Below are 13464 nucleotides of genomic sequence, written 5' to 3' on the forward strand. Positions count from 1 at the left end.
TGGCCTCCCGGCCGACCAGCAGGGGCACGGTCTGACCTCAGAAGTCGATGCTTCCGGCGTCGAAAGTGCTCACCTGCTGGCGGCTACGGAACCAAGCATTCCCCGGTTCCGCAGCTCCCATTAGGCGTCGCCGAGCGAGAGGCGGCGGTCCTTCAGGGCCGGGAACTGCTCGCGGGTTTCGGCGACCTTCTTCGGGTCGAGGTCCACCGTCAGGACCTCCTCCCCCGGGCCCGCCTCCGCCAGGACCTCGCCCCACGGGTCCACGACCAGGCTGTGGCCGGCCTGCTCGACACCGCCGTTGGTGCCGGCCGACCCGCAGGCGAGGACGTACGACTGGTCCTCGACGGCCCGGGCCCGGTTCAGCAGCGTCCAGTGGCCCCGGCGGCGGGCCGGCCAGCCCGCGGAGACGACCATCGTCGTCGCCCCGGCGTCGACCAGCCCGCGGAACAGCTCCGGGAAGCGCAGGTCGTAGCAGGTGGCGAGGCCGAGGGTCTGCTCCGGCAGGGTGACCGTGGTCAGGGACTCGCCCGCGGACATCAGGACGGCCTCGCCCTGGTCGAAGCCGAAGCGGTGGATCTTGCGGTAGGTGGCGGCGAGCTCGCCCGTCGGGGAGAGGACGAGAGCGGTGTTGTAGAGCGAGCCGTCGCCCGCGCGCTCCACGAAGGAACCGGCGTGCAGCCAGACCCCGGCGTCCCGGGCCGCCGCGGACATCGCCCCGTAGGTCGGGCCGTCCAGCGGCTCGGCCTCCGTCTCGAACTGCTCGTAGGCGAAGGCGCCCACGGTCCACAGCTCGGGCAGCACGACGAGGTCCGAGCCCGACTGTTCCCGTACGAGGTCAGCGGCCCTGGAGCGGCGGGAAACCACCGACTCCCCCTCATTCACCGCGATTTGGATCAAGGAAGCGCGCACAGTACCACCGTCCTGGCTTTCAAGCCGTCAACTCGGGCCTACGATCGTCACACGAAAGCACTGCCGGGGGGCTCACCGGCAGCGTAGTTTTGAAGCCATTGCACAAGCTTCCAGAACGCGCCAATGCGCCAACGCGCCAATGAACAGCACGCGAGGGGTCCCGTTGACCGTCCATCCGCATCCCAGCCTTCAGCCCTATGCCGACGCGTGGACCCACTCCATCGAGGCGATATCCGAGCTGGTCCTTCCGCTGACGGAAGGCGAGTGGAACCGGGCGACGCCCTGCCCCAACTGGTCCGTGCGCGACATCGTGTCGCACGTCATCGGCATCGAGTGCGAGCAACTCGGCGACCCGCGGCCGATCCACACCCTGCCGAGGGACCTGCGGCACGTGGTCGACGAGTTCTCCCGGTACATGGAAGTACAGGTCGACGTACGGCGTCACCACACCGCGCCCGAGATGACCTCCGAGCTGGAGTACACGATCATCCGCCGCTCGCGGCAGCTGCGGAACGAGAAGCGGGATCCGGACACGATGATCCGCGGCCCGCTGGGCGAGCCCGCGACGCTGGAGGACTCGCTGCGGCTGCGCGCGTTCGACGTGTGGATGCACGAGCAGGACCTGCGGGCGGCGCTGGGCGCACCCGGGAACTGGGACTCCCCCGGGGCCCAGGTGGCACGGGACGTGCTGCTCGCCGGGCTGCCGAAGGTGGTCGCGAAGAAGGCGGGCGCGCCCGCGAACTCGGCCGTCGTCATCGACGTGCACGGGGCGCTGGAGTTCATGCGGACCGTACGGGTCAACACGGAAGGCCGCGGCACCATCGACAAGGCCCCCTCGCTGGGGCCCGCGGTGACGCTGACCCTCGACTGGGAGACCTACGTACGCCTCGCGGCCGGCCGGGTGCGTCCGCACACCGTCGCCGACCGGGTGAAGGTGGAGGGCGACCAGGCGCTGGCCGAGGCGATCCTGACGCAGTTCTCCGTGACTCCGTGACTCCGTGACTCCGTGACTCCGTAGGCCCCGAGCACCGTACGGGGCCTACGCGCCGGCCGGGCCGGCCCCGGACATCACCGGGCCGGCCGGCTGCGGGGGAAGGGCCACCGAGGCCACCGCCACCGGCACTCCCGTCCGGTCGCGTTCGCGTTCGCGTTCGCGGGCCAGGGCGCGGCGGCGCAGGCGCAGGATCTGGGTGATGCCCAGGAGTTCGAGGAAGAAGACCGACGAGAACGCGATGCGGTAGTTGTCCCCGGTGGCGTCCAGCAGCAGGCCCACCGCCAGCAGGGTCGTCATCGACGCGATGAAACCGCCCATGTTGGTGATCCCGGAGGCGGTTCCCTGACGTTCGGCCGGGTTGGCGGGGCGCGCGAAGTCGAAGCCGATCATCGAGGCCGGCCCGCACGTGCCCAGCACCAGGCAGAGCCCGATCAACAGCCACATCGGCGCGTGGTCCCCGGGGTAGGCCAGGACCGAGCCCCACAGCAGGGCGGTGAGGGCGACCGTGCCCAGCGCGAGCGGGATCCGGGACGACTGGCGCCGGCCGACGATCTGGCCGTAGACCAGGCCGAGCGCCATGTTCGAGGCGACCACCAGCGTCAGCAGGCCGCCCGCGGTGGTCCGCGACAGCCCCTGGGCCTCGACGAGGAACGGCATGCCCCACAGCAGCAGGAACACCATCGCCGGGAACTGCGTCGTGAAGTGCACCCACAGGCCGAGCTTGGTCCCCGGCTCCTTCCAGGAGTCGGCGATCTGGCGCCGTACGAAGCCTCCTGTCCCGGCGGCCGCCGGTGGCGCGGGCTCGTGCCCCTCGGGGTGGTCGCGCAGGAACAGCACGAGCGGGACCAGGACGACCAGCCCCGCCACCGCGCTGCCCGCGAACGCCGGCACCCAGCCGACCCCGTGCAGCACGGGAGCCAGCACCAGCGTGGAGATCAGGTTGCCGGCCATCCCGACCAGCCCGGCCAGCTGCGCCATCAGCGGCCCCCGGCGGGCCGGGAACCAGCGGGTGCCGAGCCGCAGCACGGAGATGAAGGTCATGGCGTCCCCGCAGCCCAGCAGGGCGCGGGCGGCCAGGGCCATCTCGTAGGAGGGGGAGAGAGCGAAGCCGATCTGGCCGGCGGTGAAGAGCACTGCGCCGAGGGTGAGCACCTTCTTGGTGCCGAGCCGGTCCACCATCAGGCCGACGGGTATCTGCATGCCCGCGTAGACCAGCAGCTGGAGCAGGGAGAAGGTGGACAACGCCGAGGCGTTCACGTGGAAGCGGTCCGCGGCCTCCAGCCCGGCGACGCCGAGGCTGGTGCGGAAGATGACCGCCACGAAGTAGACGGCGACGCCGATCGACCAGACGAGCACCGCCTTGCGGCCGCCCGGGGGGTCTCTGAACACCGGGGCCACCGGGAGGGCGGGCGCGGAGCCGGTGGAACCGGGGCCGGCCGGTCCGGAGACGGTGGGCGCGGAGCTCATCGGCCGGGCCCCCGCACCAGTTCCCCGACCCGGCCCACGTGGGCCCGTACCGCCGCGGCGGCCGTGTCGGCGTCTCCCGCGCGCAGGGCGTCGAGGATCTCCCGGTGCTCGGCCAGCGTCCGCTCCACCCGCTCGGGGTGCGCGTGCAGCAGGGCCACGCCCATGCGCAGCTGGCGGTCGCGCAGTTGGTCGTAGAGGCGGCAGAGGATCTGGTTGCCGGCGCTGCGCACGATCTCCGCGTGGAAGGCCCGGTCGGCGGCCATCATCGCCCCGAGTTCGCCCGCGTCGCCGAGCCTGCGCTGCTCCTCGAGCAGTTCCGCGAGCCGCTCCAGCAGTCCGGCCGGGGCTGGCACGGCCTGGCGGACGGTGAACTCCTCGACCAGCAGCCGGGTTTCGATCACGTCGGTGATCTCCTGGGCGGAGACCGCGAGGACGAGGGCGCCCTTCTTCGGGTACAGCTTCAGCAGCCCCTCGGTCTCCAGCCGCAGCAGCGCCTCGCGGACCGGTGTGCGGGAGACCCCGACGGCGACCGCGAGCTCGCCTTCGGTCAGCAGCACCCCGCCCTCGTAGCGGCGGTCGAGCACCGCCTGCTTTACGTGTTGGTATACGCGTTCGGCGGCGGTCACGGTGGCACTGGCGGCTGGCATGCGCACAGCATAGATACAACAGAGGTGCAACCCGGACGGCGTCCACGATGTGGACCTTGAACGTCGCGGCCGCTCCCGGCTACCCCCCGGCCCCCGAGACCGTCACGTCCAGGACGAACTCGTCGTACGGGGCCTCGTCCGGATACGGCGGCCGGACCTGCGCGAAGCGGATCCGCGCCCGGCCCGCTGCCCGCCCGCGCACGGCGTACACCCGCTCCACCGTCGCCCCGGGCAGCGCCGGCTCCGCGGCATCTGCCGGCGGGCCCTCGGCCACCGAGACGGCGTCCGCGTCGCCCGACACCCGCCAGGTCCAGACGTAGCCCCGCGCACCGCGCCCGGTGAGCCGCAGCTCGTACGGCTCACCGGGGGCGAGCGTCACCTCGCGCACCTCCACGCGGACTCCTCTCCTCCGGGAAACCACGCCGGGTCCTACGGGAACTACGCCGGGCCGATCACCGCCCCCTCGTGCCAGCCCGCACCGTCGCGCCAGTAGTGCTGGAGCAGCCGGTCGGTCCGCAGGACGATCACCTCCAGGTTGAACCCGAAGCTGCCCTGCAGCATCCCGGTGACCGCCAGCACGTCGTGGCCGAAGACCGCGGAGCGCTGCCAGCCGGCGCCGCCCGCGTTGCCGCGCCACCAGTGCTCGACGCGGCCGCCCTCGCCCGTCACGCACAGCTCGTAGTTCCCCGCGGTGTCCTCGTCGGCCGCCCCGTGCTGCGCCTCGATCAGGCAGGGCGCGGAGGTGATGCCGGCGGCGAAGACCTCGCCGGGACGCCAGACGAACCCGTTCGGGTCGTCGCGCCACCACAGCTGCATCCGGCCGTCGGTACGGGTGGCGACCAGGTCCAGGTGGCGGGCGCGGGTCTGGACCAGGGCCGGGCCGAAGTGGGCGATGCCGGAGGCGAAGCGGCCGCCGTCGTTCCAGGTCCAGGGGGCGCCGTTGATCCGCCACCAGTGGTTGAGGCGGCCGTCGGCGGTGCGCACGACCACCTCGAAATTTCCGGGCGCCCCGTAGTCGCTCTGGATGAAGGCCGGGGTCGAGCCGACCGCCGCGTCGCCGGGGCCGAAGGCGCCGCCGTCACGCCAGGCGCCACCGAAATGCTCGTAGTACCAGTGGCGGAGCCGGCCGCCGGTGGTGACGTGCAGCGACTCCATGTTCCGGTTGTACGTGGTTCCCGTGAAGGCCGGCTGGCCCGAGGCGTCGGAGGCGAAGCTCCGGGCGCGGGTCCAGGCATGGGGGGCGTCGCCGTCCCGCCACCAGTGGTGGAGGGCGCCCTTGTCGGCGCTCCCGCCGCCGAGCGAGGCCATCTCGAAGTTGCGGTGGGCGCGGCCGTTGCCGCTCTCGTAGACGTTCCCGGTGTGCAGGCGGCGCTTGCTCCACGGGTCGATGTTGGTGTCCTGCAGCCCGCACTTCGCCCAGTGGTCGATCCGCACCTCGCCGTACCCGATCCGGCCGTAGCCGCCCACGTGGTAGCCGGTCCCCCAGGAGTTCTTGAACAGCCAGCAGCCGGCCGCGTCGTCGTAGCCGGTGATCAGGACGCAGTGACCGCCCGCGAGCCGGTCGCTGGTGCGGTGATAGACCCCGGAGCCGAGGCCGAAGAAGTCCTCGTACACGTCGAAACAGGCGGTCAGCGGGCCCACCGTGTCCAGCCACACCTTCTGCTGCTCCACATCGCCGAGCCGGACGTGGTCCTTGATGCGGACGGTCCGCCCGGAGCGGTCCCAGCTCGGGGTGTACTCGGCCCGCCAGGCCTCCCGGCGGTCCACGGGAGTCCCGGGCGGCGGCGGCGAGTACGGCCAGCAGCCCGGGTCGGCGACTCCCCCGTTGGTCCGGATCCAGTCCAGGGCCGCCTCGGGGCTGCCCGTCCGCCCGCACGGGGCCTTCAGCCCGTCGTGGACGTCCCCCTCGGACCGCTCGGCCCATACGTGGTGCTCGATGCGGGCCATCGACTCCACCAGACCGGCCGCCCCGAACGCCCAGCAGGAGCTGCACGGGTTCTGGTCCTTCACCTTCGTGAGCCAGGCCCATCCCCACCGGCTGCGCCAGTCCACGGCGGACGGCCGGGCCGCCCCCAGGGCGCCCGTACCCGTCGTGCCAGTACCCGTGCCCGGCAGCAGCCCGTGCGCCGCCCTGCGCCGGTTGAGGTGCGGATTGCCGCCGGCCCGGCCTACGAGGCCGCGCAGATCCACCGGCGGCGCGGCCTCCGCGGAGGTGAGACCGGCCCCCGAGGACGCACCCGTGCCGAGGCCCAGCGCGGGCCTCGGCACGGGATCGCCGTCGGCGAGGTGTTCGCTCACGGACCAGCGCGCCCCACGGGCCGCGAGCAGCGCCCGCAGCTCCCCCGCCGTCTGGACACGCCGCTGCGACTGCTCCGGCATTCCGGCCCCCCAATGCAACCGTACGGATCCGAGCCCCGGGAGCGTCCACCTGGCCAGGAGGGCGCGTCAAGGGGGTCCGTACGGTCGCGCGGCGGCACGCCGGTCGCACACCGGGGCGCGGGGGCGCTGCCACTGCTGGAACGGGAGCGCCGGGGCGCTGCCGCCGCTTGAACGGGAGCGCCCCGGCGTGGGCGCTACTGGACGGGGACCGGGAGCGGCGGCGCCGGGACCGGCAGCGGCGGCAGGCCCGGCAGGCCGAGGCCCGTCAGCAGGGCGACGAGGGCGGCGACCAGGTCGGTCACCACGTCCGTGGCCTTGGCCTTGGCGTCGGTGGAACACCCGCAGGGCCCGGCGACCTTGGTCAGCCCGTCGAGGGAGCCCTTGAGCTTGTCGATGGCGCCGGTGGCCAGGTCCAACGGACCGGCGGCGGCCCTGTTGACGGCGACGGGCAGCGCGACGGGCGGCTTCGGAGCCGCGACGGGGAGCTTGGGAGCCGCGACGGGCAGCTTCGGAGCCTCGACGGGGAGCGCCGGCGCGTCCACCGGCAGCTTCGGCGCCTCCACCGGGAGCGGCGGAGTCTCGACCGGGAGCTTCGGCGGATCCACCGGGAGCTGCGGCACGTCCACGGGCGGGAGCGGTACGGGCAGGGCCGGGGTGGCGGGCAGGCTCTTCTTCAGGTCCGCGACCGCCGCGTCGATCTTCTCCTTGAACGCGGCCAGGTCCGCCTCCGGGAGCTTGCCGTCAGGGGACTTGAGGATGGCGGCCAGCAGGTCGGTGACGGGTTTCAGCAGCCCGCCGATGCCGCCCAGCGACTGCACCTGCGCGAGCAGCGCTTCGGTTCCGGGGATGGCCTTGCCGGCCACCGTGGCCTGCGGCTTCGCCTGCGCGGAGGTGGCCGACGCGAGACCGGGGGACGCGGTCAGCAGGGTCAGGCAGAGGGCGGCGGGGACGGTGTAGCGCGTGATGCGGTGCAACGGAGCTCTCCTGTCGAGGGGCCACGGCACGGGACGTACCGGGGGACATGAGGTGGGACGGGACATGGGACGTGTCCCAGCCCACTCATTGGCACCCCGCCAACTCCCGCAACCGGAGCCCCTGAACCACCGCGAAGGACACGCCGCGCAACCGGCCCACACGCCTCCCTGACCTGCACGGACACCATCACCCTCAGCCAATGCCCCGTCAGGCGGCCGCCGGATGGCGATCGCGTCGCCGGGACTGCCGGACGTGTCGGTCCCGCAGCAGGATTTCTCGTCCGGCGCGGGGGCGCCGACCGGCGCTACGCCTCCCGCCCGCCTGTGCGGTCACGGTCGTGCGGGAGGTGGGCGAGGGTGATGGTGCGGAGCAGCCATTCCACCGGGCCGTAGCGGTGGGTGGCCATCAGCTTCTTGCTGAGTGTGCTGGCGGATCTCGGCAGAGCCCTCAGCTCGGTCTTCCGCCGGCGCCGTCTCGGCCGCTGTTGGCGGCCGAATCTCCGGCAGATGGTCGGTGATGGCCTGTGCGTACTCGGCGAGGAGAGCGGCCGAGCGAGTCCGCGAAAGAGAGGAACCCCAGCCGACGCGCGGCTGGGGTTCCTCGATGCGGTGAGTATCGGTCAGCAGGTGGAGTTGCCCACGTAAACAACTCGTCTACGCGTCGGCGGACCGCACCACATTGCGATCACCGTGGATCAGGCGGGTCAGCGCTGCGGGGTGAGCAGGGCCGGCCGGTACGGCAGTTTCAGGTAGTCAGGGTTCGCCGGTGTGTTGGTGGCGTAGCCCTGGTAGAGGAACTGCAGGTTGCAGGGATCGATGGTCATGGTCTGGTCGGGGTTGTTGCGGACCAGGTCACCGTGGCTGATGCCGTTGGTCCAGGTGGCACCGCTGTTGGCATTGCCCGCGAAGGGGCTGCTCTCGCTGCCGGCCTGGACGGTCCACGCACCGTTCAGGCTGGAGGCGGTGAACGAGCGGAAGTAGCGCCCGTTCGTACCCTTCGCCTCAACGATCATGAGGTACTGGTTCTGGCCCTGGACCTTGTAGACCTCCGGCGCCTCGAACAGCTTGTCCTCGGTGTCGCTCATGACCGTCGTGTACGAGGAGCCGAAGCTGCTGGGGAAGTTCCCGAGCGGCATGGTCGACCGGTAGATCTTGCCGTTGTCACCGGCGAAGAACAGGTACATGTTCTGGTCGTCGGCGATCATGGTCGGGTCGATCGGGACACCACCCTCGCCGGCGGGGAAGCTACCGGTGAACAGCGACTGCGGGGCGGACCAGCCGTTGGGGTTGGTGGGGTCGCTGGACGTGCGGTAGGTGAAGGTCCAGTTGGTACCCCACCCATTTGAGGTCAGCACCCAGATGTTCTTGCTTGAGAGGTAGAACAGTTTGGGCGCCACCGCGATCTGGTTCATCCCGGTCTGGGTGGCCGACGCCATGTCCGACCAGTTCGTGAAGGGACTGAACCCCATCGAGCCCCACGACGATCCGTTGGAGGTGGTCCCGTAGACCAGGTGCTTGCCGTTGTACGTCGCGGTGGTGAAGTCCTTCAGCGCGACCCCACCGTTCGCCGGCTGCGCCAGCGGACCCGTCGAGGTCCACCGGTATGCCGACGGAAGAGAACACGAGTTGCCCGTCCCGGACAGGCCGGTCCACTTCTGGTTGCTGCCGCCGTTGCACGACCAGATCTGCGCCGCCGTGTTGTTGGCCGTACCGCCGCCCGAGACGTCCAGGCACAGCCCGGACTGCACACCGACGACCGTACCGTCGGAGTTCACCCGCCACTGCTGGTTCGCACCGCCGTTGCAGGCGTAGATCTGCACACGGGTCCCGGACGTGGCGGCGTGTCCCGGAACATCCAGGCACTTGTTGCCGTACACGGTCAGCTGGTTGCTGTCCGTCAACGTCCACTGCTGGTTGGTTGCGCCGTTGCAGTCCCAGATCTGCAGGAACGTGCTGTCGGCCTGGCCGGCGCCCGGCACATCAAGGCACCGGCCGGAAGCTACACCGCGCAAGGCGCCACTGGTGGCCGCCTGAGCCGGGCCGGCGACGAGCAGCGCCGCCAGCGCGGCCAGGGCCGCAATCACGGAGGCGAGCGCCGCAGCCGGATGTCTGCGGCTGAAACTACGTCTGTGCATAAGGACCTCGTCATCCTTGAGCAAGCAGCTCCGGTTCGCCACGTCAGAGGCTGTCCGGATGCCGGTGTGGTGTGGTGTGGTGTGGCTCTGGGGTGTCCGATATGTCGATCAAATATCGGAGTATCGAGCAACTGGACAGCAGCTCGTGCAGGACGAAGCGGGTACCTCAGCCACGGCGGGGACACAGGCCGTTGGGCCTGCGGCCCCGCTCGGGCGCTGGGGTCAGGACGGGTCGCCGTACTGGAGGCCGCGTCCGTTGGTGCCGACATAGACACGCCCGAAGGTGTCGGGGTCGCCGGTGATGACGCCGCCGCCGCTGATGTTGCCCCACTGGTGGGCGTCGTCGTTGATGCGGACCCAGGTGGCTCCCTTGTCGCTGGAGCGGAAGACTCCGGTGACGTCCTTGACCGTGCCGATCAGGTACAGGGCCTGGTAGGAGGCGCCCGGCGCCGCCTTGCCGAAGCCGACGGCGGAGGCGGACTTCACCGTGGTGAGCGCGGTGAAGTTGCGGCCGCCGTCGGTCGAGTGCAGCAGTCCCTTGCCACCGCCGGAGATCCACAGGTCCCCGGCGATGCCAGGGACGGCCACGAGCCGGCCGGCGGGCAGGTTGGTGGCGCGGGCGGTGAAGCTCGCGCCGCCGTCGGTGCTGGCGTAGAGCGTGCCGCCGGCCAGTGAGTAGAAGGTCCTGGCCGAGGAGCGGTCGGCGACGACCACGGCGCCGGTGCTCAGGCCGCCGACCCTCGACCAGCTCGCCCCCTGGTCGGTCGAGCGGTACGGAGCCTGCCCCTCCGGGGTCCAGACGATGGCGGAGCCGTCCGCAGAGAGCGCGACCTGCCCGCTGTCGGAGCTGCCCACCGGCTCCGATTTGAAGCCGCTCCAGTTGCTGCCGCCGTCGGTGGAGTAGGCGCCGTCCTGCGAGCCGCCACGGCCGACGCGGACCATCATCGAGGGGTTGGACTGGGCGAAGTCGATGTCCGTACTGGTGATCATCAGCGGGTTCTTCAGCCGCCCTGCGGGCACTTTGGCCAGGGAACTGGAGGAGCTGTAGTGGAAACCGCCCAGGTCTCCCATGGAGGAAATGACGGCGGCGCCGCCGGGCGGGGCTACCGCGTCCTGCACCGCGGTCTCCTCCAGTCCTCGGGACCCCACGGTCCAGTGGCTGGTGCCGCCGTTGTCGGTGGCGCCCGCGTCCTTGCTGCGCCAGATGCCGCTTCCGGTGCCGTACAGCACGTGCCCGGAGTTGAAGGGGTCGATGGCCATGGCGGTCATCCAGTGCCCGGTGCTGGTACCGACGTAAGGGGCGGCGGAGGTGTCCCGCTTCGACTTCGAGGCCAGTGCCTTCCAGGAGGTGCCGCCGTCGGTGGTGCGGTAGATCTCGTCCTCGGGCCACCAGCGGTCGAGGGTGGTGACCATCACCGTGGACGGCTTCTGCGGGTCGACGGCCAGACCGGAGAACCCGTAACTGCCCTTGGACGGGGAGACGTTCTTCCACGCTCCGCCCGCCGGCGTGTGCTTCCACACCGAACCCGCCGTCACGCCGTTGGGGCCGACGGCGTTGGTGTACGTCAGGTACAGCGAGCCGTCACCGGAGAGCACGCCGTGCTGCGGCATCTCGCCGGTGGGCTGACCGGATACGGCCTGCCAGGTGCTGCCGCCGTCGGTGGAGCGGTACAGGGAGGTGGACTTGTCGGCGACACCGGCGTAGACCGTATTGCTGCCGGCCGGGCCGTACGTCACGAAGGCGATGCCCGCACCGCTGCTCGCCCCGTCCTTGACGGGGAACGAGGAGACCTGACTCCATGTCACGCCGTGGTCGGTGCTGCGCCACAGGCCGTTCTTGCGGGTGCCCAGCAGCAGCGTTCCGTTGTCCGCGGGGTTGATCGCCAGCCGTTCGCCCGCCCCGCGGCCGTCCTCGTTCGCGCCCAGCTTGAAAGGCAGAGCGGTGCGCTTGAAGGTGCGGCCCCGGTCGGTGGAGCGCAGAAGCTCGGCGTTGCCCGCCCAGCCGTTGGTGTAGGTGCCCGCCGCGGCGTAGAGCCGGCCGGGGTCGACGGGGTCGGTGGCCAGCGAATCGATGCCCAGCAGGTTCCAGTCCTTCTCGCCGACCCAGTCGGTGAGCGGGAGCCACTGCTCGGCTGCCGCGTCCCAGCGGTAGGCGCCGCCCATGTCGGTGCGCGCGTACAGAAGGCCCTTCTCGCGCGGGTTGAACACCAGCCCGGTGACGTAACCGCCGCCCACCACCTGGGCGTTTTTCCACACGTACGGTCCGGCCGCGGTCTGATCCGCGCCGCCGGCCCCGGCCGCCTGGGCCGGGGCCGATCTCACAAGCTTCCACTGCTGGTTGGTGCTGTGCCTGTCGGGATACTGCATGACCGTCGCACCCTGGGCCGTGGAGCCTCCGGAGACGTCCAGGACCAAGCCGCTCTTGCGGGAGGTGAAGGTGACGCCGTCGGATCCGCTCACTTCGTCGATTCGCCACTCCTGGGAGGCGGAGGAGCTGTCGGTCTGCTGCTCGGCGGCGGCCTTCTCGGCGGTCGAATCACCCGCTATGCCCAGCACTTTGCCGCTGTTGCGGTTCACCAGCTCGTAGTAGCCGTCCCTCCCGGTGGACCTCAGCCTCCACTGCTGGTTGGCGGTGTTCTGGTCGGTCCACTGCTGGATGCGGGTGCCGTCGGCGGTGGAGAAGCTGTTGACATCCAGCACCTTGCCGCTGCGCACGGAGACCAGCCGGTAGTAGGCCGCGCCGTCGACCGTCGCGGCCTGCGAATCCTCCTGCACGAACAGGAAATACGGCACGACGATGGCGGGCACGCCGAGCAGCAGACCGGTCGCGGTCCAGCGACGGCGGTGACGTCCGCGGTTCCCGCCATTCGTGGGGTTGTTCATGGGGGGGGGGGTTGTTCTCCTCGCATACCGTTCACAAGCCAAAGGGGGATCCAGGCTCCGGATTGGCCGGATCCGACTCCTTGTGGTCACAGGCTCCGCAAAGGGTTGCCTCGAGCCGGAAACTTTTCGGCCGCCTCGTGGTGCGGTAGGCGCTGATCAGGAGAACTACGCCGAGCCGGGGCCGGAGGGGGTCCCAATCAGGTGGCGCCCGGTCAGGTGGCGCCCGGTCAGGTGGCGCCCGGTCAGGTGGCGCCCGGTCAGGGCAGCCGGGGTCGCAGCGCCGCCCAGGCGTCCGCCGCCACCGCCAGGGGATCGCTCGCGGCGAGGTACGGCCGGGCCGGGGCCATGCAGGGAATGAGATTCTTGATGCGGCGCAGCCGCTGGATGGCGGGGCGCGGCAGCTCCCGCCAGGCGCGGGACTGCTCCGCCGCCTGGGCCGGGGTCAGCTCGAAGCCGGCCAGCACGTCCCGGCAGAGCCCGGCGGGGTCGCGGTCGGGGTCCGCGGTGTCTCCGGGGCCGAAGCTCTGGATCAAGTAGCTGCGTACGTATGGTTGTTCCTCCGGACGGCCGGCCCGGTCGAGGGCGGCCAGCGCGATCCGGCCCCAGCGCAGCCGCATCCCGTCGGGCAGGGCCTCGTCCTGCATCCTGGCGGTCGCGAGGGCGCGCAGCGGGCCCGGATGCGGCTCGTCCAGCAGCTCCGGCCCGGTGGCCAGCCACGCCTCGACCTCCACCAGGGCGTGCCCGCCGGGCGGTACGTACGTCAGCACCTGCCCCCGGGCGAGCAGCGCGACCACGGCCCCCGTGAGGTGGACCCTGGCGGTGTGCCCGGCATCGACGGACTCCGCCACCCGCCCGTACCGCTCGATCCGCCGCAGCCCGACCCTGAGCTCCCCGGCCGCGTAGACCTGCCCGGCGCGCGCCACACCGCCGACGCACCGCACCACGCACACGCCACCCGTGGCATCGGCCGTCTCGACTGCGTACACCTGCAACTCGGCGATGGACACCCTGCCCCACCCCTTTCCGGGGCGGGAGGCTACCGGTTCGCGGTCACCGGCAGGTGCCGGTTCCACGAT

Annotated in this window: 10 protein-coding genes; 1 reads left to right on the forward strand and 9 read right to left on the reverse strand. The window is 71.4% G+C overall.

Translation table 11 applies throughout. The annotated features are described in order from the left end of the window. Positions 1-120: 120 nt before the first annotated feature. The gene (locus OTB20_RS00005; protein ID WP_267814309.1) at positions 121-909 is read right to left on the reverse strand and encodes a carbon-nitrogen family hydrolase; all 789 of its coding nucleotides are present in this window, start codon (positions 907-909) and stop codon (positions 121-123) included. Between the two features lie 139 nt (positions 910-1048). Here OTB20_RS00005 and OTB20_RS00010 point away from each other — a divergent pair, with 139 nt between their 5' ends. Continuing rightward, on the forward strand, positions 1049-1903 hold the full coding sequence (locus OTB20_RS00010; RefSeq protein ID WP_420716286.1) for a maleylpyruvate isomerase family mycothiol-dependent enzyme: 855 nt from the start codon (positions 1049-1051) through the stop codon (positions 1901-1903). Positions 1904-1948: 45 nt separating this feature from the next. Here OTB20_RS00010 and OTB20_RS00015 read toward each other — a convergent pair whose 3' ends face one another. The 8 genes from OTB20_RS00015 to OTB20_RS00050 form a co-directional block, all read right to left on the reverse strand. After that, positions 1949-3370 (reverse strand): MFS transporter, encoded by a 1422-nt coding sequence (locus tag OTB20_RS00015; protein ID WP_267814310.1) that lies wholly within the window; start codon positions 3368-3370, stop codon positions 1949-1951. Further along, entirely contained in the window at positions 3367-4017 is a 651-nt protein-coding gene (locus OTB20_RS00020) for a GntR family transcriptional regulator (RefSeq protein WP_267814311.1), read from the reverse strand. The genes OTB20_RS00015 and OTB20_RS00020 overlap by 4 nt, the downstream gene beginning before the upstream one ends. 79 nt (positions 4018-4096) lie before the next feature. Continuing rightward, positions 4097-4411, reverse strand: a complete 315-nt coding sequence (locus OTB20_RS00025; protein ID WP_267814312.1) for a protease inhibitor I42 family protein — start codon at positions 4409-4411, stop codon at positions 4097-4099. A gap of 44 nt (positions 4412-4455) precedes the next feature. Continuing rightward, positions 4456-6396, reverse strand: coding sequence for a C1 family peptidase (locus OTB20_RS00030; RefSeq protein WP_267814313.1), 1941 nt, complete (start codon positions 6394-6396; stop codon positions 4456-4458). Positions 6397-6590: 194 nt separating this feature from the next. Beyond that, on the reverse strand, positions 6591-7370 hold the full coding sequence (locus tag OTB20_RS00035) for a hypothetical protein (RefSeq protein ID WP_267814314.1): 780 nt from the start codon (positions 7368-7370) through the stop codon (positions 6591-6593). Between the two features lie 704 nt (positions 7371-8074). Continuing rightward, positions 8075-9505, reverse strand: coding sequence for a non-reducing end alpha-L-arabinofuranosidase family hydrolase (locus tag OTB20_RS00040; protein ID WP_267814317.1), 1431 nt, complete (start codon positions 9503-9505; stop codon positions 8075-8077). 222 nt (positions 9506-9727) lie between these two features. Beyond that, complete coding sequence (locus OTB20_RS00045; protein ID WP_267814318.1) at positions 9728-12388, reverse strand: RICIN domain-containing protein; 2661 nt, start codon at positions 12386-12388, stop codon at positions 9728-9730. Positions 12389-12645: 257 nt separating this feature from the next. Continuing rightward, positions 12646-13395 carry a hypothetical protein gene (locus tag OTB20_RS00050; protein ID WP_267814319.1) on the reverse strand — a complete coding sequence of 250 codons (750 nt, stop codon included), beginning with the start codon at positions 13393-13395 and terminating at the stop codon, positions 12646-12648. Positions 13396-13464: the final 69 nt, after the last annotated feature.

The sequence above is a fragment of the Streptomyces sp. H27-H1 genome, from assembly GCF_026627445.1.
Taxonomy (GTDB): domain Bacteria; phylum Actinomycetota; class Actinomycetes; order Streptomycetales; family Streptomycetaceae; genus Streptomyces.

What these genes read in the sequence shown, in the direction of transcription:
- OTB20_RS00045 (WP_267814318.1), bottom strand. Translation starts at nt 12,388, where the DNA reads ATGAACAACCCCACGAATGGCGGGAACCGCGGACGTCACCGCCGTCGC.
- OTB20_RS00015 (WP_267814310.1), bottom strand. Translation starts at nt 3,370, where the DNA reads ATGAGCTCCGCGCCCACCGTCTCCGGACCGGCCGGCCCCGGTTCCACC.
- OTB20_RS00040 (WP_267814317.1), bottom strand. Translation starts at nt 9,505, where the DNA reads ATGCACAGACGTAGTTTCAGCCGCAGACATCCGGCTGCGGCGCTCGCC.
- OTB20_RS00020 (WP_267814311.1), bottom strand. Translation starts at nt 4,017, where the DNA reads ATGCCAGCCGCCAGTGCCACCGTGACCGCCGCCGAACGCGTATACCAA.
- OTB20_RS00030 (WP_267814313.1), bottom strand. Translation starts at nt 6,396, where the DNA reads ATGCCGGAGCAGTCGCAGCGGCGTGTCCAGACGGCGGGGGAGCTGCGG.
- OTB20_RS00010 (WP_420716286.1), top strand. Translation starts at nt 1,049, where the DNA reads ATGAACAGCACGCGAGGGGTCCCGTTGACCGTCCATCCGCATCCCAGC.